20 protein-coding genes are annotated in these 23,983 nt (G+C 59.2%); 14 read left to right on the top strand and 6 right to left on the bottom strand.

Translation table 11 applies throughout. The features are described 5' to 3' along the window. Window positions 1-19 precede the first annotated feature (19 nt). Window positions 20-1,159 (top strand): molecular chaperone DnaJ, encoded by a 1,140-nt coding sequence (dnaJ, locus tag AB0P14_RS07200; RefSeq protein ID WP_363839750.1) that lies wholly within the window; start codon window positions 20-22, stop codon window positions 1,157-1,159. Between the two features lie 5 nt (window positions 1,160-1,164). Then, on the top strand, window positions 1,165-1,977 hold the full coding sequence (locus tag AB0P14_RS07195) for a 16S rRNA (uracil(1498)-N(3))-methyltransferase (protein ID WP_363839747.1): 813 nt from the start codon (window positions 1,165-1,167) through the stop codon (window positions 1,975-1,977). 51 nt (window positions 1,978-2,028) lie between these two features. Here AB0P14_RS07195 and AB0P14_RS07190 read toward each other — a convergent pair whose 3' ends face one another. Further along, window positions 2,029-3,027, bottom strand: a complete 999-nt coding sequence (locus tag AB0P14_RS07190; RefSeq protein WP_363839744.1) for a GerMN domain-containing protein — start codon at window positions 3,025-3,027, stop codon at window positions 2,029-2,031. 375 nt (window positions 3,028-3,402) lie between these two features. On the opposite strand from AB0P14_RS07190, the gene AB0P14_RS07185 reads away from it, so the two are divergent. The 5 genes from AB0P14_RS07185 to AB0P14_RS07165 all read left to right on the top strand — a co-directional run bounded on the left by AB0P14_RS07185 (window position 3,403) and on the right by AB0P14_RS07165 (window position 9,034). Next, entirely contained in the window at window positions 3,403-4,476 is a 1,074-nt protein-coding gene (locus AB0P14_RS07185; protein WP_363839741.1) for a PhoH family protein, read from the top strand. Then, window positions 4,473-4,946, top strand: coding sequence for an rRNA maturation RNase YbeY (ybeY, locus tag AB0P14_RS07180; protein WP_363839738.1), 474 nt, complete (start codon window positions 4,473-4,475; stop codon window positions 4,944-4,946). The genes AB0P14_RS07185 and ybeY overlap by 4 nt, the downstream gene beginning before the upstream one ends. Further along, window positions 4,943-6,316, top strand: coding sequence for a hemolysin family protein (locus AB0P14_RS07175; RefSeq protein ID WP_363839735.1), 1,374 nt, complete (start codon window positions 4,943-4,945; stop codon window positions 6,314-6,316). The genes ybeY and AB0P14_RS07175 overlap by 4 nt, the downstream gene beginning before the upstream one ends. After that, on the top strand, window positions 6,309-7,274 hold the full coding sequence (gene era, locus AB0P14_RS07170) for a GTPase Era (protein ID WP_363839732.1): 966 nt from the start codon (window positions 6,309-6,311) through the stop codon (window positions 7,272-7,274). The genes AB0P14_RS07175 and era overlap by 8 nt, the downstream gene beginning before the upstream one ends. 182 nt (window positions 7,275-7,456) lie before the next feature. Further along, the gene (locus tag AB0P14_RS07165; protein ID WP_363839729.1) at window positions 7,457-9,034 is read left to right on the top strand and encodes an LCP family protein; all 1,578 of its coding nucleotides are present in this window, start codon (window positions 7,457-7,459) and stop codon (window positions 9,032-9,034) included. Between the two features lie 119 nt (window positions 9,035-9,153). Here the strand turns inward: AB0P14_RS07165 and AB0P14_RS07160 are convergent, their stop codons facing one another. Further along, on the bottom strand, window positions 9,154-11,118 hold the full coding sequence (locus AB0P14_RS07160) for a M13-type metalloendopeptidase (protein WP_363840412.1): 1,965 nt from the start codon (window positions 11,116-11,118) through the stop codon (window positions 9,154-9,156). Window positions 11,119-11,478: 360 nt separating this feature from the next. On the opposite strand from AB0P14_RS07160, the gene leuA reads away from it, so the two are divergent. The 3 genes from leuA (at window position 11,479) to AB0P14_RS07145 (ending at window position 14,948) form a co-directional block, all read left to right on the top strand. Further along, complete coding sequence (gene leuA / locus AB0P14_RS07155) at window positions 11,479-13,221, top strand: 2-isopropylmalate synthase (protein WP_363839726.1); 1,743 nt, start codon at window positions 11,479-11,481, stop codon at window positions 13,219-13,221. Between the two features lie 127 nt (window positions 13,222-13,348). Continuing rightward, on the top strand, window positions 13,349-14,101 hold the full coding sequence (gene recO, locus AB0P14_RS07150; protein WP_363839723.1) for a DNA repair protein RecO: 753 nt from the start codon (window positions 13,349-13,351) through the stop codon (window positions 14,099-14,101). Window positions 14,102-14,105: 4 nt separating this feature from the next. Then, complete coding sequence (locus AB0P14_RS07145) at window positions 14,106-14,948, top strand: isoprenyl transferase (protein ID WP_363839720.1); 843 nt, start codon at window positions 14,106-14,108, stop codon at window positions 14,946-14,948. Between the two features lie 76 nt (window positions 14,949-15,024). Here the strand turns inward: AB0P14_RS07145 and AB0P14_RS07140 are convergent, their stop codons facing one another. Continuing rightward, a complete protein-coding gene (locus tag AB0P14_RS07140) occupies window positions 15,025-16,131 on the bottom strand; it encodes an alpha/beta hydrolase (RefSeq protein ID WP_363839717.1) in 1,107 nt (368 codons plus the stop codon). After that, on the bottom strand, window positions 16,128-17,801 hold the full coding sequence (locus AB0P14_RS07135) for an FAD-binding dehydrogenase (protein WP_363839714.1): 1,674 nt from the start codon (window positions 17,799-17,801) through the stop codon (window positions 16,128-16,130). Before AB0P14_RS07135 ends, AB0P14_RS07140 begins: the two co-directional genes overlap by 4 nt. Before the next feature lie 105 nt (window positions 17,802-17,906). Here AB0P14_RS07135 and AB0P14_RS07130 point away from each other — a divergent pair, with 105 nt between their 5' ends. Then, window positions 17,907-18,974, top strand: a complete 1,068-nt coding sequence (locus tag AB0P14_RS07130) for a quinone-dependent dihydroorotate dehydrogenase (RefSeq protein ID WP_363839711.1) — start codon at window positions 17,907-17,909, stop codon at window positions 18,972-18,974. Between the two features lie 257 nt (window positions 18,975-19,231). On the opposite strand, the gene AB0P14_RS07125 is transcribed toward AB0P14_RS07130, so the two are convergent. Together AB0P14_RS07125 and AB0P14_RS07120 are read right to left on the bottom strand one after the other, a co-directional pair. After that, complete coding sequence (locus AB0P14_RS07125; protein WP_363839708.1) at window positions 19,232-20,236, bottom strand: aldo/keto reductase family protein; 1,005 nt, start codon at window positions 20,234-20,236, stop codon at window positions 19,232-19,234. A 95-nt stretch (window positions 20,237-20,331) separates the two neighbouring features. Beyond that, window positions 20,332-20,934 carry a DUF3043 domain-containing protein gene (locus AB0P14_RS07120; RefSeq protein WP_363839706.1) on the bottom strand — a complete coding sequence of 201 codons (603 nt, stop codon included), beginning with the start codon at window positions 20,932-20,934 and terminating at the stop codon, window positions 20,332-20,334. Between the two features lie 97 nt (window positions 20,935-21,031). Between AB0P14_RS07120 and AB0P14_RS07115 the strand changes: the two genes are divergently transcribed. The 3 genes from AB0P14_RS07115 to coxB all read left to right on the top strand — a co-directional run bounded on the left by AB0P14_RS07115 (window position 21,032) and on the right by coxB (window position 23,979). Then, a complete protein-coding gene (locus AB0P14_RS07115) occupies window positions 21,032-22,459 on the top strand; it encodes a dipeptidase (protein ID WP_363840409.1) in 1,428 nt (475 codons plus the stop codon). Between the two features lie 65 nt (window positions 22,460-22,524). Beyond that, complete coding sequence (locus AB0P14_RS07110; protein WP_363839703.1) at window positions 22,525-22,914, top strand: iron-sulfur cluster assembly accessory protein; 390 nt, start codon at window positions 22,525-22,527, stop codon at window positions 22,912-22,914. A 180-nt stretch (window positions 22,915-23,094) separates the two neighbouring features. After that, window positions 23,095-23,979 (top strand): cytochrome c oxidase subunit II, encoded by an 885-nt coding sequence (gene coxB, locus AB0P14_RS07105; RefSeq protein WP_363839700.1) that lies wholly within the window; start codon window positions 23,095-23,097, stop codon window positions 23,977-23,979. The last annotated feature ends 4 nt before the right edge of the window (window positions 23,980-23,983 follow it).

Here is a 23,983-nt window from a genome sequence, read left to right as displayed (position 1 = left end):
AACAAAAGAGAGCAACACTTTGAGTAACCATTACGATGCATTGGGCGTCGCCCGCGACGCAACGGCCGAGGAAATTAAGAAGGCCTACCGCAAGCTTGCCCGCAAGTTGCACCCGGACGTCAACGACGCCCCGGATGCTCAGGACCGCTTCAAGGCCGTCACGCACGCCTATGAGGTGCTCTCGGACCCGCAGAAGCGCCGTGTCTACGACACCACGGGCAATGAAAACGGCAACGATGTTGGCGGCGGAGGCGGCGGCTTTGGCGGCGAAGGCTTCGCCTTCCAGGACATCTTTGAGACCTTCTTCGGTGGTGCCGGCGGTGGTGGCGGGGGACGCGGTCCCGCATCACGCATGCGGCGAGGCCAGGACGCCCTCATCACGGTGCGCGTAGAACTGCGCGAGGCCGTCTTTGGTGTGAACAAAAAGCTCGAAATCGACACCGCCATCACCTGCCCCACCTGTGAAGGCAGCTGCTGCCGGGAGGGCACCTCGCCGACCACCTGCGATATTTGCCACGGTGCTGGCCAGATCCAGCGTCCCATGCGCTCCATCCTCGGCAATGTCATGACGCTGGCCACTTGCAACTCCTGCCAGGGCTTCGGCACCATGATCATTGACCCCTGCAACGAGTGCATGGGCGAGGGCCGTGTCCGCGATCGCCGCACCCTGACCATCAAGGTTCCGGCCGGTGTGGGCACCGGTACTCGCATCCAATTGGCCAATCAGGGCGAGGCTGGCCCCGCCGGCGGCCCCTCAGGTGACTTGTACGTGGAAATGAAGGTCAACAATGACCCGAACTTCATGCGTGAAGGCGACGATCTGCACGCCACTCTCAGCGTCCCCATGACTGCTGCTGCACTGGGCACCGAGCTGAACTTCGAAACCTTCGACGGCGAACAGCCCATCAGCATCAAGCCCGGAACTCAGGCTGGGGAAGTCATCAACCTGCGCAACTTGGGCGTAACCCACCTGCGCGGATTCGGTCGTGGAGACCTGAAGGTGCACATCCACGTGGAAACTCCCACCAAGCCTGACGCCGAACAGGAAGCCCTGCTGAAGCAGCTTGCCGCCTTGCGCGGGGAAACGTTCAGCGAAGGAAAGCTCGTCTCCAGCGGTGGAATGTTCGCCAAGCTGCGTGACAAGCTCGGCAACCTCTAAACGCCATGAGCAATCCAGTCTTCTACGCCGACCCCGCAGAGCTTGCCGGGCTTCTTCCCGGCTCAAGTTACACTCTGGGCGGTGACGAAGGCCGGCACGCCACCACCGTCAAACGGCTCACCTTAGGCGAGCCAGTTGACCTGTGCGACGGGGCTGGGTTGCGTCTATCTTGCACCGTCAGCAGCGCTGAGAAGGGGCTGCTGACGGTGCAGATTCTCGATGTTGCCCGCGAATCGGCCCAACCCATCACCTTCACCCTGATCCAGGCACTGGCCAAGGGTGACCGGGATGAGTTGGCCATCGAAATGGCCACCGAACTGGGCATAGATGCGGTGGCGCCATGGCAGGCGGAGCGTTCCATTGTGCGCTGGAAGATGGACAAGGCCCTCAAGGGGCCACAGAAGTGGCGGCAGGTAGTTGCCGCGGCGGCCAAGCAGGCGCGGCGCTCCACCATCCCGGAGGTTGGTGCTCTGCTGGGAACAACGGGAGTCTGTGAACAGATTGCAGCTGCTGATCTGGCCCTGATTCTGCATGAAGACGCGACAGATTCAGTGGCAGCGGTGGCCCGTCAATGGCAGGAAGCGCTGGCTGACCACCACGCGGGAAGTACAGTTGCGGGCGGTGCCGATGCGGCTGCCACGGCGCCCCACACGGTGCTCATGATTGTCGGGCCCGAGGGCGGCATGAGTGCCGCCGAAGTTGAGGCTTTCATAGCTGCCGGGGCGCGGACCGCCCTCTTGGGCCGCCATGTCCTGCGCTCTTCGACTGCCGGACCAGCCGCCGTCGTACTTCTGAGCCAAGAGCTTGGACGCTGGTGACACCTACGCGCGTGGGCTCAGTGATCCGGTAGCTGGAAGGTTCCCGCTGGCTTAGGGCTTGGCGATGGTGACCACTTTGGTATCGAGTCCGATTTTACGGCCTGGTTGCAAGGGGTCATCGATGTAAATTGAGAGCTGGTAGGTGCCGGGCGGGGGAACCAAGTTGAAGGTGAACTCACCCAACTCATTTGGGCCTTGCGGGATTTTCACTGTTCCACTGAGGTATTCCCCGGACACTGAACCGTCCTTCATGAGTGACAAGGACCATGCCAATGTGCCGGTGGGGGAAACTCCCTGGCCAATCACCTTCAGGGGCACCTCTTTGTAGGTGGCGCCATGGCCCGGGTCAATAATCCACACGGGCGCCACAAAAGAGGGGTTGCGGGTCAGCGGCTTGTCCAGCGAAACGTGACCAAAGGCTTTGTAACCGGTGTGCCCATCAACCAGCAGGGAAACTTGGATGGGTGTGGTGGTGTCAACCAGTCCGGCCATGGCGGCAGCGGCGGTGGCGGTGTAGATAAGTTGCGAGATGGAACGCTCGGCGAGGCCGGCATCTACCTTTTGTCCGAAGGCGTCGGCTGAGACGTCAATTGTGATGATATTTTTTGCCGAGATGGACGCGCCTAACCGTGAAGGTTCGTTCCAGAGCGAGAAGTAGTCCGGGTCCAAAGGCTTGTCGGCCATCATGGTTCGCAGCGCGGTAACGATCGGCTCGTCGGCGCTGTTGGAGGACCGGAATTCCCGGTAGAGAAAGACGTCGTCGTTGCTGCGTCCTAGCCAGTAGACCGGCAGGGTTTCCGAGGCCGTGGCAGTTTCCAACGGTGCGCTGGTGACCAATCCGGCCGAGGAGGAGGCTATTGTGGCCGGCATCGTAACGGGAGGCTTCTCGCCACCGCCCGAGGTGCAGCCACCCAGGAGCAGCGACAGCGACAAAGCCACAATGGCGATTTTGTCGACGGCACGCAATTTCTCTGCTGTACGCTGCGCCCGCGCCTCACGGCCGGCACAGGTGCCGATCCGGGGTGTGGGCGCAGGATGAAAGGCAGGCATGGGGAGCTATCTCGCAGTTTCTTTTGACGATGATGATTGCGGGTCCCGTTCCGTCAGGAATCGGGTTGTTCCAAGCATCCCCACAAGGCTTCGAACCTTATCTACCTTGGCACAGGAGGCTGCGCAGATGGGCTGGAATGGGCCTGTTGTGGAGAACTGAAACCGTATCGAAACACTTCTACGCTGATAAGGGAAAAAGTTGCACATCGGTGGAGTAGTTCTCTTGAGTTCTAGCTGGAGTACTCGTTGGCCTACCAATCGGAGTAGTAATCCGGGGAGTGCACTAGAATTGATTCCACACAGACAAGGCATTAAATCCGGTAGTTCCTACCGGTGAACCCAAGGAGAGATTTCAGGCCCGGATGGGCCGGAATTATGGCAGAGACAACAGCACACCACGGTGGTCAACTCCCCGATGAGGGGCCAGGACGGCGCTTCCCTTACTCCGTTGACGGCACACGCACCGAACTCGTCCATTTCCGCTCCACAGAGCAGATGGTGGCCACTTTGGGTGCCGAGGATGAAGGCCTGCGTATTGTCGAAAATCTTTACCCGGGAATTTCTTTTCTGGCCCGTGGCAACGTGCTCACCATTACCGGTCCAGCCGCCGTGGTGCCACGCATCATGCACCTGATGGAAGAAGCCCGCGGCATGGTGGCACGCAACAGCCCCATGACTGCGGACGTCTGGGAGCAACTGGTCGCAATGCTAAAAGCCCGCCCTGAAGTTTCTGTTGTGGATATCCTCAGTCACGACATCCTTTCCAGTCGGGGCCGCACCATTCGGCCCAAGACTGCGAACCAAAAGGACTACGTTGATGCCATTGACCGCAATACCGTGGTGTTCGGCATTGGCCCGGCTGGAACTGGCAAAACGTATCTGGCAATGGCCAAGGCGGTCCAGGCCCTCCAACACAAGGAAGTCAGCCGGATCATTCTCACCCGCCCCGCAGTGGAGGCCGGGGAACGGTTGGGCTTCCTGCCAGGAACCCTCTACGACAAAATTGACCCCTATCTGCGCCCGCTCTACGACGCCCTGAACGAGATGCTGGATCCAGAAACGGTCCCGCGCCTCATGGCGGCCGGAACCATTGAAGTGGCGCCACTGGCGTATATGCGCGGACGTACCTTGAATGATGCGTTCATCATTTTGGATGAAGCTCAAAACACCACCCCGGAGCAGATGAAAATGTTTCTGACACGGTTGGGGTTTGGCTCCAAGATTGTTGTAACAGGCGACATCACTCAAGTTGACCTGCCCTCCGGGACTAAATCCGGGCTGCGGGTAGTCAAGGAAATTCTCCAGGACGTTGACGATATCCACTTCGCCATTCTGGACGCCACCGATGTGGTGCGCCACCGCCTCGTGGGCGCTATTGTCAGCGCCTACAACAGCTGGGATGAAGCTCATCCCAGCCCCACGACACCGAAGGACAGCACGTCACGATGAGCATCGAAATCAACAATGAGTCGGGTGTGCAGGCAGCCGAAGAAGAGCTCGTCAAGCTCATCAGGCACATCCTCACCGCCATGCACCTGCACCCGCAAACCGAAGTTTCGGTGATTCTGGCCGATCTGGAAACCATGGAAAAACTCCACATCGAATGGATGGATGAGCCCGGTGCCACCGACGTGCTCTCCTTCCCGATGGATGAGCTTCGGCCAGGAACTGCCTCAGAGCCAACCCCTGCCGGTCTGCTCGGCGATATAGTCCTGTGCCCAGCGGTCGCCCAAGACCAGGCTGTGGCTGCGGGTCACTCCATGGATGAGGAACTGCTGCTGCTCACCACTCACGGCATGCTTCACCTGATGGGTTATGACCACCGTGAGCCTGATGAAAAAGAAGAGATGTTCGGTATCCAGCGTGAACTGCTTTCCAGCTTCCTAGGTAAGGAAGCCCCTCAGGAGACCACGCAGTGACCTTAGTTGTCCTCCCTGTCATGGGGATTCTTTTTACGATCATCGCCGCGTTCCTGACAGCCGTTGAATCGGCGCTGAGTTTTTTTCCCCGCCATGACTCCGAAACCATTACCGCGCACCGCCGGGGTGCGTCCATGGATAAAGTCCTCGGTGATCCGCTCGCGCACCTGAATGCCTTGAAGTTTTGGAGGGTGTGGTCAGAGATGGCGGCGGCTGTGGCCGTGGCAATCTTTTTTGTGCGCATTCTCGAGAACGAGTGGATTGCCGGGCTCATTGCCACCATCATTATGGCCTTTCTCGGGTTCATGATTGTGGGCGTTTCCCCGCGTCGTCTAGGCCGTCTCCATGCCGGAGCTCTCGTGGGGCGTACCTCGTGGCTGGTGCACTTGTTGCGCCGCGTCTTGGGGCCCATTCCGCAGTGGTTGAACCGTCTTGGGACCGCCTTGACCAAGGATGCCCCGGCAGCTGATGAGGGTTTTGTCAGCGAAGAGGAATTCCGTGAATTCGTAGACCGGGCCAGCGAAGCGGACATGATTGAGGACAACGAGGCTGAACTTATTCATAGCGTGATCGACATGGGTGAAACCATGGTCCGTGCCGTCATGGTGCCACGCACCGACATCCTCAGCATTGAACAGGATGCCACTTTAGAGCATGCCCTGGACGCGTTCTTATCCTCAGGGTATTCACGCATCCCGGTCATTGGTGAGAGCACCGACCATATTCTTGGGATCCTGTATTTGAAGGATCTGGTGGCCACCCTGCACCGCAACAGCGATCTGCAGAACCAGCCCACCGTAGAACAACTCACCCGCAATGTCCGTTATGTTCCGGAGTCCAAACCGGTGGATGCGCTTCTGAAAGAACTCCAAGTGGAGCACACTCACGTGGCCATTGTGGTGGATGAATACGGCGGCACGGCAGGACTGGTCACCCTGGAGGACCTCATTGAGGAAATTGTTGGTGACATTGCGGACGAGTACGATTCAGTGTCCCCTGATGTACAAACCCTTGCTGAGGGACGCTTCCGGATCCGGGCCAGAATGGCTGTCGATGAACTGGGTGAGTTGTTCGGCAAAGACCTGGACGACGACGAGGTGGACACCGTAGGTGGCCTCCTGGCCAAGCATCTGGGCAGGATTCCGATGGTGGGGGACTCCGTTGAAGTCTCCGGATTGACTTTGCAAGCAGAACGTAAAGAACCACAGCGGAACCGCATTAGCCATGTCATCGCCAGTCGGGGTGTTGCTAGCCGCAGTGTTGCCAGCTACGCGCCGGAGACGGACACTGGCATGAGTGCACTAACACAAGCTATTGCGCCTCATGATGAGGTGTCCAATGATCAAAAAAATAGGAGCAACCATGAGTAAGTCGAATAAGAAACTGGCCATGCCTGCTCCCAAGGGCGACGGCTTCCGGGCAGGATTTGCAGTTTTGGCTGGGCGACCCAACGCCGGCAAATCAACTCTGACCAACGCTTTGGTAGGGCAGAAGGTCGCCATCACTTCGGCCAAGCCGCAAACCACGAGGCACACCATCCGAGGCCTGGTGCACCGGGATACCTTCCAACTGGTACTGGTTGATACCCCGGGTCTGCACCGTCCGCGAACCCTTTTGGGCAAACGCCTGAACGATCTGGTGGCCGACACGCTGGCGGAAGTAGACGTGATTGGTTTCTGCCTTCCCGCCAATGAAAAGATTGGCCCTGGAGACAGGTTTATCGCCCAGCAGCTGGCCAATGTTGGCAAAAAGCCAGTCATTGCCATTGTGACCAAGACAGATACTGTGGACCGTCAGGCCGTCACGGACCAACTCATTGCTGTTGACCGGCTGGGACAGGAAATCTTCGGTGAGTCTGGCTTTGCCGCAGTCATCCCGGTTTCTGCGGTAGAGGATTTCCAAGTGGAGACGTTGGCAGGGGTCCTGGCCGAGTTCATGCCTATCTCACCGGCGCTGTACCCTGACGGTCACCTCACCGACGAGCCCGAAGCGATCATGGTAGCCGAGTTAATCCGTGAGGCTGCTCTTGAAGGTGTTCGTGATGAGCTGCCTCACTCCCTAGCTGTGGTGGTAGAGGAGATCCTACCCCGGGAAGGACGCGGCGAGGACAACCAGTTGCTGGATGTGCGGGTAAATCTCTATGTAGAGCGACCGTCCCAGAAGGCGATCATCATCGGTAAGGGTGGCGCTAGGCTGCGCGATGTTGGCACCACCGCCAGGAAGGGGATCGAGGCGCTGTTGGGTACCAAAATTTATCTGGACCTGCATGTCAAGGTGGCCAAGGACTGGCAGCGTGATCCGAAGCAACTGGTCAAGCTGGGCTTCTAGATACAGCTGCTAGAAGAAACTTCTTAATACGGGTTTTAGACCCGACTGTTGGGCGTGGCGGTCTGAACGGCCGCCACGCAACTTTTGGTGTTCAGTAGTGCGCGAACGTGTGGCTGTGGGGATGTTCCCAGTCTTCGCCGCTAAACTCGTGAGAGTTAATATTCATAGTGAAAGGTTTGTTCATGGGGCGACGCCGTGCCGAAACGGGAGCAGCTGAGGCTGCCGGCACCCCACGGAGTGAACCTGAGAATCCGCAAGAGCCAGCAGGTAGACACTATCGGCCCCACCACAAAGCGCCGTTGTGGCTGCGTATCGCCGCGCTGGTCCTGTGCAGCGTTCTGGTCATCGGTGTGGGTACGGCCGGGGTGTTGTTTTACAAGTTGCAGAGCAATGTCACCACGGCGCCCTTGGATGGCCGGCTACCCAATGGGGCCAATAGCGGTCCAGCCATTGAAGACACCGGTTCCTTGCAAATCCTGATTCTGGGAACCGACACCCGCGATGGCAAGAACAGCCAGTACGGTTCTGAAGAGGACTCCTCAGGTCAGGGCCAATCTGATGTCATGTTGCTGATGGATATTTCCCCGGACAACAGCAGGGTATCGGTCACGAGTTTCCCGCGGGATTTAGTAGTCCCGATCCCCGATTGTGTTTCGGCCACAACCTCTGAGACCGTCTACGGATCCTCCGCCGGGCAACTCAATGGAGCATTGCAGGCAGGGCCCGGCTGTACAGTGGCTGCGATCAATGACATCACCGGGTTGAGCATTGACCACTTTATGTTGGCCGACTTCACAGCAGTCAAGGAACTGTCCACGGCGCTTGGCGGCGTTGAAGTCTGCGTTGACCATGCCATGTATGACGTCAACGGTTCATTCCTGCGGCTCCCAGAAGGCAAAAGCTTGGTAGAGGGCGAACAGGCCCTTGCCTTCCTAAGAACCCGTCATGCCTTCGGGGATTCCGGGGATCTGGATCGGATCAAGGCGCAGCAGTACTTCCTCGGGTCAATGGTCCGCAAGGTCAAGAGTGAAGGCACTCTGACTAATCTGCCCAGACTCTACACTCTGGCGGATGTAGTAACTAAGAACCTCACGATAGATGAGGGTTTGGCCAATATTCCGTCCATGGTCACCATTGCTACTCGCTTGGCAAAGATTGATCTCGCCAAAGTATCCTTTGTTACGGTTCCGACTGAACCTTATGTGGCCGACAACAACCGCGTCCAACTCCAACAGCCGCAGGCTAGCCAGTTCTTCGCGGCCTTGCGCCAAGACACGGACCTGACGGCCTCGCCGACTCCCAGCTCCACTGGTGGCACCCTGGCAAGCACCCCGCCGGCTGAAACGCCTGCTGCTACACAGTCCCCGGATGCTCCGGCGTATGAGAAGGCCCTGCAGCCCATCAGTGTGGTCAATGCCACCGCAGTAGTTGGCCGTTCCCTTGAACTGGTGCAAGCCCTGGCTGCCGCTGGGTTTAGCAACGCTTGGCAGGCAGGGGACATCCCCGCCGTCAGCGAGACAAAGCTGCTGTACGGTGCCGAGATGGCGGATGTGGCGGCAGATTTGGCCACGCTGTTCAATCTTCCGCCGGCCGCAGTTCAGTTCGATGCCACAGTGGCAGGTATCAGCCTCGTGGTTGGTGCTGACTGGATCTCCGGCACGCAATACGGCACCATCGTGGTTCCGGAGAATATTGTGGCCAGCACCGCTGAGCAAGATGCTGGATGCATGAAGGTCAACCCGCTCTACTACACGTACTAGCCGGCTGGGTGGCGGACCAGCTGGACCGTAATCCATAGAGGGCGGGCACTGTTGCGAAGGAATTCCTTCGCAACAGTGCCCGCCCTCTATGTTGTTGGGCCGGTGAGACCCTGAATTTTCTACCAGATACTCACGCGATCTGCTGGTTCCAACCAGAGCTTGTCCTCGGCGGTGGTGCCAAAGGCCTCATGGAAGGCATCCAAGTTACTGACCACAGCATTACACCGCAGTTCCGCGGGGGAGTGCGGATCAATGGTGAGGCGCCGCACAGCCTCCTCATAACGAATCTGGGTACGCCAGCACTCGGCCCATGAGTAGAAGAAACGCTGAGCCCCTGTCAGCCCATCAATGGTGGGTGAGCTGCTGCCGTCCAGGCTGAGCTGATAGGCCTTGTAGCCGATGGCCAAACCACCAAGGTCCCCAATATTCTCGCCCAAGGTGAGTTCGCCGTTGACAAACTCCTCTGGGGCGGCCATGGGGGACAAAGCGTTGTACTGCTGCACCAACTTCTTGGTGAGGCTGTTAAAGGCTGCACGGTCCTCATCTGTCCACCAATTTCGCAGGGCGCCGGAGCCGTCAAACTGGGAACCTTGGTCATCGAAGCCGTGCCCAATTTCGTGGCCGATGACGGCTCCGATGCCGCCGTAGTTCGCGGCGTCGTCGGCCTCTGCATCGAAAAACGGTGGCTGCAAGATGGCAGCCGGAAAGACCACCTCATTCATGGTGGGGTTGTAGTAGGCGTTGACCGTCTGAGGGGTCATGAGCCACTCATCACGATCAATGGGCGCGCCGATCTTCGCCAGCTGGCGCGCCAGTTCGAACGCGTTGCTACGCTCAATGTTGCCCAGCAAATCGCCTTCCACAATGTCCAGCGTCGAATAGTCGCGCCACTTGGATGGGTAACCAATTTTGGGAGTGAAGGCGGCCAGCTTCTCCAACGCTTTTTCCTTGGTTTCACTGCTCATCCAGGAGAGGTCAGCGATGCTGATGCGGTAGGCCTCAATGAGGTTGGCTACCAGGGCTTCCATGCGTGCCTTGTGAGACTCGGGGAAGTGTTTGGCCACATACAGCTGGCCCACGGCCTCGCCCAGTACGCCTTCTACAAGAGCGACGGCGCGTTTCCAGCGGCCCCGGATGGCCGGGGTTCCACTGAGGGTGGTGCCGTAGAAGGCGAAGTTGGCATCCACAAAGTTCTTGGACAAGTAACCGGCGAGACTGGAGATGGTACGCATGGCCAACCAGGCCTGCCAATCGGCGAGGCGTTCTTCCACCAAGAGGCTCTGTTGGCCACTGAAGAATTCTGGTGTGGCAATGACCACGTCGCTGCTTTGTTCTGCTGTGACGCCCAGTTCATCCAACCAGATCTCCAAAACTGGAAGCAGAGCCAATGCTTCACTGCGGTTTTTGAGGTTGTAGGTCTTCTGGGGGTCTCGAAGTGTCACCTTGTCGAGATGGGTGGCGGCGATTTCAGTTTCCAATGCCATGATGAGTGGGGCCTTGGATGCAGCGTCAGAGACGCCAGCGAGCTCCAGCATGGTCTGAACATGTGTCACATAGGAAGCGCGGATGGCCGCGAACTTCTCCTCCCGATAATAGGATTCATCCGGCAGGCCCAGACCTGCCTGAAATAGGTGCAGCAGCGCACGGTCCGGATTTCCGGCGTCGTTGTTGACATAGGCGCCGAACAATGTGCTTCCGCCGGTGCGGTCAAGCTTACCCATCAGCCGAACCAGGGCCTCGATGGAGTCAGCTGATGCGATGGCACGCAACTTCTCTGCCAAGGGGGTGGCCCCGGCGGACTCGATGGCGGCTTCATCCATGAAGTCTGTATAGAGGGCTCCGATTTTGGCGGACAGCGCCGGGTTCGTGGCGTTTGGGTTGCCCGCTTCCGTGCCGGCGTGCTCGATGATGGTTTTGACAGCGTCTTCTGATTCATCGCGCAAGGTGATGAAAGAACCGGTGAGAGCCCTGTCTTCAGGGATCACTTCCGCCTCCAGCCAAGCACCGTTGACATGGCGAAACAGGTCATCCTGGGGCCGTGTGCCCGGGTCAATGTGGCTGAGATTGATACCGGAGTGGGTCAAGTGAATCGGTTCCTCTTCATGGGTATTCGGGTATTCAGGGATAGTCAACCTTATTCAAGGCTAGTCACAGCCAGTCGTAGCTGGTCAACCTCGGTTAAGGAAACGCCCCCTCAAACGGTGGCGCTTGGCAAACGTCTGACAGTTACAAGGTGCGTGCACACCCTAAGTGAGTTCGTTCACCTTCATCCTACGTGCCGTGTTAGGGTAAAAATGTGCGCACTGGAATGCTTCTTCTTAGCTGCCGCGGCGAGGCCTCGAACCCGTTGATGTGATCAATGCGGACAATGGCCACCCTCGCTGCGGTGTTTGTGTTGCCCGGCCGGCCTCTCTCTCGTTGAATAACATTAAGGTCACCCCACAATGCGAAATGCACAAAAAACCTCTGGAATGCCAGTCCACCGCTACATTCCATTCCAAGACCAGATCAATGTCAGCCTGCCTGACCGCACCTGGCCGGACAAAACCATCACGAAGGCCCCGCGCTGGTGCGCCGTTGACCTGAGGGACGGTAACCAGGCGCTCATCGACCCCATGAGCCCAGGCCGCAAATTGAAGATGTTTGCGCTGCTCGTCAAGATGGGTTTCAAAGAGATTGAAGTTGGCTTTCCGTCTGCTTCACAAACCGACTTTGACTTTGTGCGCCAGCTGATCGAAGGCGGCCACATCCCCGACGACGTCACGATCCAGGTACTGACCCAGGCCCGTGAGCACTTGATCGAGCGGACCTATGAGTCGCTCCAAGGCGCCAAGCAGGCGATCGTTCACCTGTACAACTCCACGTCTGTGCTGCAGCGCCGTGTGGTGTTCAACCAGGACGAGGACGGCATCTTGGACATTGCCCTGCAGGGGGCTCGCCTGTGCAAGAAGTATGAAGAGACACTCGTTGATACCAAGATCACGTATGAGTACTCACCGGAGTCCTTCACAGGCACCGAACCGGAATACGCACTGCGTGTCTGCAACGCCATTGCTGAGATTTTCGAGGCTTCAGCTGACAATGAGGTCATCATGAACTTGCCGGCAACGGTGGAGATGGCCACTCCCAACGTGTACGCGGACTCCATTGAATGGATGAGCCGCAATCTGCATCCGCGTGAGGGAATCGTGCTGTCTCTGCACCCCCACAACGACCGTGGAACAGGCGTTGCCGCAGCGGAATTGGGCTATTTGGCAGGTGCCGACCGGATCGAAGGTTGCTTGTTTGGCAACGGCGAACGCACCGGCAACGTGGACTTGGTGACACTGGGACTGAACATGTTCACCCAGGGCATCGATCCCATGCTCGACTTCTCCGACATCGATGAGATTCGCCGCACGGTGGAGTACTGCAATCAGTTGCCTGTCCCGGAGCGTTCGCCTTACGGTGGAGATCTGGTATTCACCGCTTTCTCTGGCTCGCACCAGGATGCCATCAAGAAGGGCTTCGACGCCATGGAAGCGGACGCTGCTGCGGCTGGCACAACCGTGGACCAGCACACCTGGGCAGTCCCCTACCTGCCCGTCGATCCGAAGGACCTAGGACGCAGCTACGAGGCTGTCATCCGCGTCAACTCCCAGTCGGGCAAGGGCGGTGTGGCCTACCTGCTCAAGAACGAGCACAGCCTGGACCTGCCGCGCCGGGCGCAGATTGAATTCTCTGGTGTCATCCAGCAGCGCACCGACACAGTGGGTGGCGAAGTGAGTGCCGCAGAACTCTGGACCATCTTCAAGGATGAGTACCTGCCGGCTGAGGACACTGACGCGCAGTGGGGTCGCTACCGCATTGGTTCGTTCTCAACTTCGACCGACGACGACGGCGAAATGAGCCTCACCGCCAAGGTCAGCATCGATGGCACGATTCACACACGTACAGGAACCGGCAACGGCCCCATCGCGGCCCTGTTGGCCATCTTGGCCGAGGACGGCGTAGACGTGCGGGTTCTGGATTACTCCGAGCACGCTCTCTCTGAAGGCGGCGACGCGCGCGCCGCAGCGTTCGTGGAATGTGCTGTGGGTGAACGAGTGCTGTGGGGTGTGGGCATTGATGCCAACACCTCGACCTCTTCACTGAAGGCAGTCATCTCGGCTGTCAACCGTGCCATCCGGGACGTCAAAAACGGTTAATCCCTATTCCTGGATGCTGTTCTAAACAACACCCCGGTGCTGGCCCTGCGCAGGGTTAGTACCGGGGTGTTGCTATTCCCGGCGCGGTTTGGACCGCTTCTGTGGGCAATGATGGGACAATGGGGGAGTGTCCAATCAATCGTTTGCTGCCCGTACCTATAGAGATGACGCCGTCATCCTACGTACCCATAAATTGGGTGAGGCAGATCGAATCATCACCCTCCTGACCCACCATCATGGGCAGCTGCGGGCGGTAGCCAAGGGCGTGCGACGTACCAGTAGTAAGTTCGGTGCCCGGCTTGAACCGTTTATGGTGGCAGATTTGCAGCTCGTCAAGGGCCGGTCACTTGATATCGTCACCCAGGCTGTTGCTCGAGCTAGCTATGGGGATGCGATCGCCGCGAACTATGACAGGTATGTAGTCGCCGCCGCTATGGCTGAAACTGCGGAGCGGCTCACCGACATTGATGGAGAGACCTCAACGGCCCACTACCTACTGCTGGTGGGCGCGCTGGCTGCCCTCAGCCGCGGTGCGCATGCGCCTGAACTGATCCTGGATTCCTATCTGCTGCGTGCGGTATCGATCGCGGGTTGGGCACCCAGCTTCTCCGACTGTGCCCGCTGTGGTGAACCCGGCCCCCATGGTGCTTTCAACGTGTCTCTGGGCGGGGCCGTCTGCCACGAGTGCCGGCCACCGGGCTCGGCTGCTCCAGCACCGGAGACCATGGCGTTGCTGGGACAATTGCTCAGCGGCAATTGGGCTGGTGCGGATGGCTCTTTGACCATTCATCGGCGTGAAGCAGCCGGACTCGTGGCTGGATACGTGCAATGGCATTTGGAACGCACAGTGCGTTCTCTGAAACTCGTGGAGCGTGTATAGGAATATGGCAATGGAGCTTAGCGGAAAAAAGAGCAACCGATCCAAGGCCGGCCGCAGTGCTGCCAAGCCGCCCGTTGTGGCACCGTGGCCGCACGCATCGGGTGTGTCAGTTCCTTCCATCCCGAGTGAGCTCATTCCTGAGCATGTGGCCATAGTTATGGACGGTAACGGTCGTTGGGCCAACGAGCGGGGACTGCCCCGTATCGAGGGTCACAAAGCGGGAGAGCCGGCGCTGTTGGATGTGATGGCCGGGGCCATTGAAATGGGCATTAAGTACGTCAGTGTCTACGCCTTTTCTACGGAGAATTGGAAGCGTTCACCCGAAGAGATTCGCTTCCTGATGGGTTTTAACAAAGATGTATTAAGACGGCAGCGCGACCAGCTGGACGCGTGGGGCGTAAGGATTCGCTGGGCCGGACGCCGACCCAAATTGTGGGGCTCGGTTATCAAGGAGCTGGAAACGGCCCAGGAACACACCAAAGACAACGACGTGATTACGTTAACCATGTGTGTTAACTACGGCGGTCGGGCTGAGATTGCCGATGCCGTGGCAGCCTTGGCGGCCGACGTCGCGGCCGGACGGCTCAGCCCCAAGCAAGTGAGTGAAAAGACGCTTCAGAATTACCTGTACCTGCCGGATGTGCCGGATGTTGACTTGTTCTTGAGGTCCAGCGGAGAACAGCGTCTCTCCAACTTCTTGCTGTGGCAGTCGGCCTATGCGGAGTTCGTCTTCATGAATACGATGTGGCCTGACGTGGACCGGCGCACCCTGTGGGCTGCCGTGGATGAGTATGCTCGCCGAGACCGCCGCTACGGCGGAGCGGTTGACGCGGCCGCTCAAGCCTAGGTTGAACGGTCTAGCCTTATTTAGTACACCTAATTTAGTACGAATGTATTAACTCAGTAGCTACATAGCTACATAGCTACATAGCTACATAGCCGCGTAGCCATCGCGCCAATTTGGCATAGGCGTCTTCACGGACCGAGCGGCGTGATAAGAACACCTCGTGCAGCGCGCCGTCGATCCTTTCCAGCGTGACGGAGTTACCCAGAGAAAGGGTTCGTAAGGCTAGAGAACGGACATCCAAAACAACATCGGCGTGCAGCATTTGGTCATTCCAGACCGGGCCGAGCATGCTTTTGGAGGAGAGCAGCACCAGGATCGGCATAGGGAGTCTCAATCCGGTAGCCACCTCCTGCTGAGCCGCCAAAATAGCCTTCATCCATCCTGCCCGCACGGGAAATGCATGCGGCGGACGCAGTGCCGTATCGACCGGCCATTCTCCGTAGGCCTGATTGCTGATACCGCGCCAATAGAAAGAACGCTCTGGCACGCGCATACGCAGCAGCGGTCGCAGATCGGCAAGCTGGACCAACGGAGTTGCAGCACGCCTGATGGCAGCCCCGCCTTGGATCTCCAACCACGGGCTGTTGAGCACCAGATGGCTGACGAGTCCGGGATGGTGGTGCGCCCACAAGGTCGCGATGAGTCCGCCAGTGGAGTGGCCCACCAAGATTAGCGGACTGCCACCAGAAATAACTGTGTGTGCGGCGAGAATCTCGGCGTCGTAATCGGCGAGGTCAGCTACATAGCCGCCCATCTCGAGGGAATCTAAGCTGCGTCCATGGTTGTGGAGGTCAAGGGCATAAAAGTCGTAGCCTCGGTCCGTAAAGAACTCGGCCAGCCCAGTGTTGTAGAAGTAGTCGCTCCACCCGTGAATGAAGAGCACGGGGATAGCTGTGCCGGGCTGCCCGGCCCCAGGTTTCGGCTCATGCGGACGGTGCCGCACCAAGGTGGCTCTGTAGTGACGGCCGGCAACATCCTGCTGGACTGCGTCTTGTTCGGCACTAACTTGTTCCACCAAGTGCGGATCAGTGGAGCCTTGTTCAGCAAACTTGTGTTCAGCAGTGTCCTGTTCAACATCCGTTTGCTCGGCAACCGCATGTTCGCGGGTCTGCACCAGCAAGGTGGTTGCCTGGTAATCGGGACCCAGAATATCTTCCACCCACGCTACTTTGCTGTTGCTCATCCACCGATGCTACCCGCAGCCTCCCGGCCGGCCGTGCGCCCGGAGAACAGGCAGCCACCCAAGAACGTGCCCTCTAGCGAGCGGTAGCCGTGCATACCGCCACCGCCAAAACCGGCCGCTTCACCGGCAGCAAAGAGGCCAGGGATCGGTGTGCCGTCGGAGCCCAGAACTCGTGCAGATAGATCCGTGGCAAGCCCGCCCAGACTTTTGCGGGTCAAGGTGGTCAAGCGGACGGCAATGAGCGGGCCGTGCTCCGGCGCCAGCATGGGATGCGGTGGCACAACACGCATCAACTTATCGGTGGTAAAACGGCGTGCTTCTCGGATGGCATTGAGTTGGGTGTCCTTGCCCAGCCCACTGTGCACTTGCATGTCCCGGGCAGCGATGGAATGGTGCAGCCCGACAGGATCGATCAAGGAGCTACCGACTAAAGCGTTCATTTTGGCGGCCAGTTCCTGCGCTGTGGTGGCCTGAACGAAGTCGATCCCGGCATCAAGAAACTTCTGCACGGGACCAACCGTGCCCGGAAGCGCCCGCTTCGCCAGCAGCTTGACGTCTTTACCTGTCAGATCCGGGTTTTGTTCGGAACCGGAGAGCGCAAATTCTTTGCTCATGATGGTTTTGTTCAGCACAAACCAAGAATGCCCGTGGCCGGTTGACTCCAGATGGCGCAGGGTGCCTAGCGAATCAAAGCCGGGGAACAAGGGGACAGGCAGCCGCTTTCCGGTGGCGTCGAGCCACAGGGGAGAGGGGCCGGACAGGATACGAATTCCGTGGTTGGGCCACACCGGATCAGGATTGTGGATGCCCTCGGGGTAGTGCCACATGCGGTCGGTGTTGATCAGGCTGCCACCACTGTTGGCGACAGACTGCTGGAACTCACCGTCCACCGAGGCTGGAACCCCTGTCAGCATGTAGTCCGGTCCACTACCGTTGGGCCACTGCTCACGGACCATGGGATGGTCTCCGCCAATGCCACCGGTGGTGACAATAACTGCGTCAGCGGAGACCTCAAAGTCGCCCATCACGGTCCGGCCACTGGCAACACCCCGAGCGGCCGCAGAAGGCTCCAGGAGTTGGCCACGCACTCCGGTGACGGCTCCGGCGTCGAACATTAACTCTGTAGCACGGTGACGGAAAGCGATTTGCACGCGTCCGGCGGCAATACCTTCCTGCACTTTGCTCAGGAAGGGCGCAACGATGCCGGGGCCGGTGCCCCAGACAAGGTGGAAGCGGGGGACGGAGTTGCCGTGTCCTTGTGCGTCGTAACCGCCGCGTTCGGCCCACTGGACCAGAGGGAAGAGGCGCACGCCCAGGGCGTGGAGCCACGAGCGTTTCTCGCCGGCGGCGAAGTTCACATACGCTTCCGCCCAGGCGCGGGGCCAGGTGTCCTCGGGGCGGTCAAAGGCGGCCGAGCCCATCCAGTCGCTCATGGCCAACTCCACCGAATCCTTCACGCCCAGGTGCCGCTGTTCGGGGGAGTCAACCAGGAATAGCCCACCAAAGGACCAATGCGCCTGTCCGCCCAAGGACGCCTCAGGCTCCTGATCCAGGATCAGTACCTTGCGCCCCGCGTTATAGGCTTCGGCGGCAGCCACCAGACCGGAGAGCCCTGCCCCCACAACCACCACGTCAGACTGCTGCCAGATGCTACCGCCATTGGTATTCATTGGGCCATGCTAACGCCTCTTTTGTCTCCGGTGGGTAGTGCCCTTCGCGTCCACGTCATGTTCAAGCGTTTTGCAGTTGGGCGGCGGAACCGGAAAACTAGGGGTATGCGAATTTATCCCACAGTTTTCCGGCTCTGCTTTTCTTGGATGGATGCCGAAAAGGCCCACAAGATCGGGTTCACCATGATCAAGGCCATCCATACCGTGGGAGCTGGTGCTGTGCTGCGCCGCATGTTTACCCCTCCCACCTCGCTGCAAACGCAGGCGCTGGGCTTGACCTTCCCGACGCCGTTTGGCCTAGCCGCCGGTTTTGACAAGGAAGGCCAGGGCATCAACGCCCTTGCCAATCTCGGCTTTGGTCACGTTGAAGTTGGCACCATCACCGGTCAGGCTCAGGACGGCAACCCGCAACCTCGTCTGTTCCGTCTCGTTGCGGACCGGGCCGTCATCAACCGCATGGGGTTCAATAACGACGGCGCCTCCGCCGTTGCGCCGCGCCTCAAGCAGGCATTGGCTGGCTTACGCAAGACTTACCCTACTGTTCGTCCCATCATTGGTGTGAACATTGGCAAGACAAAGATTGTTGAGCTGGAGGATGCGCTGGGCGACTACCTCATCAGTGCGCGCACTTTGGCGGACTCGGCCGACTACATGGTGGTCAATGTCAGTTCACCCAACACTCCGGGCCTGCGCTTGCTCCAGGATGTAGCAACCTTGCGGCCCCTGCTGACAGGTGTGCGTGAGGCGGCCGACTCCGCTGCCGGGCGTCATGTTCCGCTACTGGTCAAGATTGCGCCGGACCTTGCCGATGAGGACGTGGCCGACGTTGCCGCACTAGCTCTTGAACTCAAGCTCGACGGCATTATTGCCACCAATACCACCATCAGCCGCGACGGACTGGCCAGCCCGGACGCGATGGTGCAGGAGAAGGGCGCCGGAGGGCTCTCCGGAGCACCTCTAAAGGCTCGTTCACTGGCCGTGCTGCGCCAGCTAAAAGCCCTTGTTGGGGATCAGCTGACCTTGATCTCAGTAGGCGGCGTGGAAACCGGCGCTGACGTCCAGGAGCGTCTCGACGCTGGCGCCACCCTGGTCCAGGGCTACACGGCCTTCCTCTATGAGGGCCCCTTCTGGGCAGCCCGCATCAACAAAGAACTGGCCGCGCTGCGCAAGTAGTTCCGGACGGGACGTAGCATGGCTCCCGTGGAAGCGGGAGCCGGGGTCTTCTCGCGGGCAGTAAGATCTCTCGCCCGTTCTTCGTTCCTCAGACAGTGCGGGGAAATCCATCCCCGCTCCGAGGACCACGGCTCCCGCTTCTCATGTGCCTAGTTTAGGGACGACAAAGTCCGACTCCGCAGTCGGAAGCCCTGAAGCGAGGATGGATTTTGCTCGCGAGGGGCTACCGACGCTGGAACTGGGCGTAACCGCGCCTGCTACGCTACGCGCGTTGCCGGGCTGACCGTCTTGGCGGGGTCGTTAACAATCGACGGGGCCAGGGCGGTGTCGATGGCGGCCATGAGCTCGGTCGGAATCTTTACGCCGGAGGCCTTGACGTTCTCGGCAACCTGCTCGGGACGCGAAGCACCCACGAGGGCAGTGGCAACGTTCTCGTTTTGCAACACCCATGCGATGGCCAGCTGAGGCATGCTCAGACCAAGCTCGTCGGCAACGGGGCGCAGCTTTTGCACGTTGGAGAGAATCTCATCATCAAGGAATGCCTTGATGGTGTTCGCCCCGCCATGCTCATCCATGGCTCGTGAACCAGCAGGCAAGGGAGCACCGGGGAGGTATTTGCCGCTCAAGACGCCCTGCGCCATGGGTGACCACACCACTTGGGACATGCCCAATTCAATCGACGCCGGGATGACCTCGGGTTCAATGACGCGCCACAGCGCCGAGTACTGCGGCTGGTTGGAGACCAAGGAGAATCCGGCCTCGCGGGCCAGGCGTTGGCCCTCGCGCAGCTGCTGCGCATTCCACTCCGAAACGCCGATATACAGCGCTTTTCCGGCTCGCACCACATCGGCGAATGCGGAAATGGTCTCTTCTAACGGTGTTTCGTAGTCGAAGCGGTGGGCTTGGTACAGATCCACGTAGTCCATGTTCAGGCGGCGCAGAGAGTTGTTGATGCCCTCCATAATGTGTTTGCGCGAGAGCCCAGTGTCGTTGGGTCCCTTGAGCCCCACCGGCCAGTACACCTTGGTGAACACTTCCAAGGATTCGCGGGGCTCGGAGGCCAAGGCGGCGCCCAAAACCTCTTCTGCCTTGCCATTCGCGTAGGCGTCGGCCGTGTCAAAGGTGGTGATGCCGGCGTCGAGCGCGGCGCGGACGCATGCCGTGGCGACGTCGTTCTCCACCTGAGAGCCGTGGGTGAGCCAGTTGCCGTAGGTGATTTCAGTGATCTTCAGGCCCGAACGGCCAAGGTATCTATATTCCATGCTTTGAGTTTAGCCACTGTTTAAAGTACGACGCCGGTCACTTCCCGAAGGAGGTGACCGGCGTGTTGTGCTGGGGTGCGTTGAGTAACGGAACGTTAGGAAGGCCATTCTCCGCGACGTACCAGGGGCTTGGGCAGGCGCAAGCGGCGGAACTGCATGGCGCGCATGGAGGCGTACCAGATGACACCGGGATCGACGCTGCCAAATTTGGCGATCAGCAGGCGCTTGAGCTTGCGGGTCATGATCCAGACATCCACGGCAACACCGGCGACCATGACCCAGAAAGCGGCAAACAAGACCAAGGTGGCGTCGTTCGTGGGCGGGATGACGACCGTCAGCAGCACAATCGCCAGTGCAGCGAACATAACGTACTCGCCCAAGCTGAAACGGGCATCGACATAGTCGCGCACATAACGTTTTTGGGGGCCCTTGTCACGGGCGGGAAGGAAACGTTCCTCGCCGGTATCAAGAGCTCGGCGCATGCGGGCCTGTTCCTCGCGGCGGGCATCACGGGCGGCGCCTTTGGCTGCGACGCGGTCGTTCGGCACGAGGGGTCGCTTGCGCGCCTCCTCCTGCGCTTTACGCGACGGCGTGGGCACGCCTTTGGCTGATTGCGGGTCCCTAGACCGGTCAATCGGCTCGTTGGAGGCAGGCGTGACCTGCGGGTCGGGGGCTTGATCTTTCTTACGTCCAAACACCCGTAAAGGATACCCTGAACCGGACGGCCACCGTGACCGAAGTCGATTTTCCGGCGGTAGTCTGGGGATTATGACTCTTGAAAACACCGGCGCCCACATGCTGGCTCCCGAACTTGCTGCCCAACTCCCCATTGCTGGACTGCGTGCCAGCGTTGCCGCTAACTTCGCCACTACTGTCGCGGAGCTGGTGGAGCTCGTGGCCATTCCCGGCATCGCCTGGGAAGCCTTCGACGCCGCCCAGCTTGAGCGCAGCGCAGACGCTGTGGCCGCCTTGATCCGTTCCACAGGCCTCGATGACGTGCAGATCCTCCGTGTTCCCAAGAACGACGGCGGCCAAGGTGGTCCCGCCGTCGTGGCCAGGAAGCTTCCGGCCCCCGGCATGCCCACCATTGTGCTGTATGCCCATCACGACGTTCAGCCTCCCGGCGACTCTGCGCTGTGGAACAGTGAACCGTTTGTTGCCACGGAACGTGACGGACGGCTCTATGGGCGCGGAGCCGCTGATGACAAGGCTGGCATCATGGCGCACATTGCCTCTTTCCGTGCCGTAACCGAAACGCTCGGTGCCGAGTTCGGCGTCGGAATTACCTTCTTCATCGAAGGCGAGGAAGAAGCCGGTTCGCCCACCTTCAAGGACTTCCTGCACGAGTACCGTGAACTCCTCGCCGGCGATGTGATCGTCGTGGCTGATTCCGCGAACTGGCAGGTCGGCGTTCCCGCCTTGACCACCAGCTTGCGAGGTCTCGTTGACGGCACTGTTGAGGTCCGTGTCACCAACCATGCTGTCCACTCCGGGATGTTTGGTGGGCCACTGCTTGACGCGCCCACCCTGTTGGCCAGATTGATCGCGACTTTCCATGACGAGCAGGGTTCGGTGGCCGTCGCCGGATTGCACACCGGCCCTGAAGTGGCCCTGGACTATCCAGAGGACTCGTTCCGTGCTGATGCTGCCGTGCTCGACGGCGTCCAGCTGGCTGGCCGTGGCAGCCTCACCTCACGGTTGTGGGCCCAGCCGGCACTATCGATTATCGGCATGGACATCCCCAGCGTGGATATGAGTTCAAACACATTGCTACCTTCGGCGCGGGCCAAAATCAGTATGCGTTTGGCTCCCGGCCAGGACCCGGCGGCGGCCATGGAAGCTCTGGCGGCGCACGTGGCAGCCAACGCACCGTTTGGTGCTCAGGCAACGTTCGTTCCCGGCGAGGCTGGCCAGGCCTTCGCAACTGACACCACAGCGGCCGCAGCTCGGACAGCCCTGTGGGCGATGGGGGAGTCGTGGGGAGTCCCGGCTGTGGAGACAGGAATGGGCGGCTCCATTCCGTTTATTGCAGATTTGAAGGAGACCTTTCCGGAGGCGCAGATCTTGGTGACCGGCGTCGAAGATCCCGATTCCCGAGCGCACAGTGCCAACGAATCACTGCACCTCGGTGACTTCGAAAAGGCAATTGTGTCGCAGGCTCTGCTCCTAGCGGCCGTCAATGCTGGCGCGCTAGGGGAACAGAAAGCCGACACGAAAGGTTGAGACTAGTTAGCGCCCCTGCCGGGCTCGACGTAGCATGTACTTGTACCCCCACGTAAGGAAATGCCATGACTGCAAATGTCCACGAAGAAACTTCCTCTGCCACTGTCGCAGAAGCCACTGAGCTGCCCACCCATGGTGTGCTGATCAGCGATGTTGCTGCCGGCAAGGTGCGCAGCCTCCTTGAACAGGAAGGCCGCACCGATCTGCGTCTGCGCGTGGCAGTCCAGCCCGGAGGTTGCTCCGGTCTGATCTACCAGCTGTACTTCGATGAGCGCATGCTCGACGGAGACGCTGTGCGCGATTTTGACGGTGTCGAAGTTGTCATCGACAAAATGAGCGTGCCTTACCTGGATGGTGCCAGCATCGACTTTGAAGACACCATCTCAAAGCAGGGTTTCACTATTGATAACCCCAATGCCGGAGGCTCTTGCGCCTGCGGCGATTCGTTCCACTAAGAAATCTTCTACTCGAGGTAGGGATGTCCATCAAGTTTCTTGATGGACATCCGACGCACGGAGGGTTTAGTACGCATTTTGTGTGCCATAGCGGTAAGCTCTACACCGAGTAGTAAAACCCATTTAGCTCCAGCGGTATGCAACCGTTGCAGAGCGTAGTAACAAGAGGAAGGGCCGTCTGTGAGTTCGCAGGACCGAACCGGCAGCCGACGCGCAAAAGTCATCCCCATAGCTGGGTTGGCGATTGCCGGAGCGTTAGCTTTGTCAGGATGCACGGCAGAGAATAAAAATGGCTGGATGCCATCAGAACGAGATACCACCAATCACACGGCGGGAATCATCGATCTGTGGGTCAACACCTGGATCACCATTTTGATCATCGGCCTTATTACGTGGGGACTGGTTATCTGGTGCATCATTGCCTACCGTCGCCGCAAGGGCGCCACGGGCTTCCCGCGGCAGACCAGTTACAACCTCCCGTTGGAGGTTTTTTATGTGTTGGTGCCGTTGTTCATGGTGCTGGTGTTCTTCCACTTCACGAACGTGGAACAAGAATCCATCAATGCCCGTGACGACAACCCGGATGTGACGATTGACGTCCGGGCCAAGCAGTGGTCATTCGACTTCAACTACTTGGCTGGCAACGACGTGAAGGAATCTGTGTATTCCGTCGGTGTTCAGGCTGAGTTGGATGGCAAGCCGTTCGATAAGTCGACTCTGCCCACACTGTATTTGCCCGTGAACCGTTCGGTTGAGCTTCAGTTGAACTCACGCGAAGTTATTCACTCCTTCTGGGTTCCCGCATTCCTGGACAAGAAGGACATGCTTCCCGGCAAGACCAACTACATGACCCTGACGCCCACGGCGTTGGGAACGTATGACGGCAAGTGTGCTGAGCTTTGTGGCGAGTACCACTCTGAGATGCTTTTCAACGTCAAGGTTGTTACGCAGGCAGAGTTCGATGCCCACCTCGCATCGCTGAAGGACAAGGGCCAGACTGGCGAGTTGACTGAGAAGTACGACCGCAACCCCAACGCCGCCATCACTGAGATCCAGAAGAAGTAGGGGG

This window comes from Specibacter sp. NPDC078709 (assembly GCF_040686795.1).
GTDB lineage: Bacteria > Actinomycetota > Actinomycetes > Actinomycetales > Micrococcaceae > Specibacter.
This window is presented reverse-complemented; position numbering and strand designations above follow the sequence as displayed.

Coding starts and splice junctions, on each gene's coding strand:
- AB0P14_RS07195 (WP_363839747.1), top strand. CDS start 1,165: ATGAGCAATCCAGTCTTCTACGCCGACCCCGCAGAGCTTGCCGGGCTT.
- AB0P14_RS07190 (WP_363839744.1), bottom strand. CDS start 3,027: ATGCCTGCCTTTCATCCTGCGCCCACACCCCGGATCGGCACCTGTGCC.
- AB0P14_RS07185 (WP_363839741.1), top strand. CDS start 3,403: ATGGCAGAGACAACAGCACACCACGGTGGTCAACTCCCCGATGAGGGG.
- ybeY (WP_363839738.1), top strand. CDS start 4,473: ATGAGCATCGAAATCAACAATGAGTCGGGTGTGCAGGCAGCCGAAGAA.
- era (WP_363839732.1), top strand. CDS start 6,309: ATGAGTAAGTCGAATAAGAAACTGGCCATGCCTGCTCCCAAGGGCGAC.
- AB0P14_RS07165 (WP_363839729.1), top strand. CDS start 7,457: ATGGGGCGACGCCGTGCCGAAACGGGAGCAGCTGAGGCTGCCGGCACC.
- leuA (WP_363839726.1), top strand. CDS start 11,479: ATGCGAAATGCACAAAAAACCTCTGGAATGCCAGTCCACCGCTACATT.
- AB0P14_RS07145 (WP_363839720.1), top strand. CDS start 14,106: ATGGCAATGGAGCTTAGCGGAAAAAAGAGCAACCGATCCAAGGCCGGC.
- AB0P14_RS07140 (WP_363839717.1), bottom strand. CDS start 16,131: ATGAGCAACAGCAAAGTAGCGTGGGTGGAAGATATTCTGGGTCCCGAT.
- AB0P14_RS07135 (WP_363839714.1), bottom strand. CDS start 17,801: ATGAATACCAATGGCGGTAGCATCTGGCAGCAGTCTGACGTGGTGGTT.
- AB0P14_RS07130 (WP_363839711.1), top strand. CDS start 17,907: ATGCGAATTTATCCCACAGTTTTCCGGCTCTGCTTTTCTTGGATGGAT.
- AB0P14_RS07125 (WP_363839708.1), bottom strand. CDS start 20,236: ATGGAATATAGATACCTTGGCCGTTCGGGCCTGAAGATCACTGAAATC.
- AB0P14_RS07115 (WP_363840409.1), top strand. CDS start 21,032: ATGCTGGCTCCCGAACTTGCTGCCCAACTCCCCATTGCTGGACTGCGT.
- AB0P14_RS07110 (WP_363839703.1), top strand. CDS start 22,525: ATGACTGCAAATGTCCACGAAGAAACTTCCTCTGCCACTGTCGCAGAA.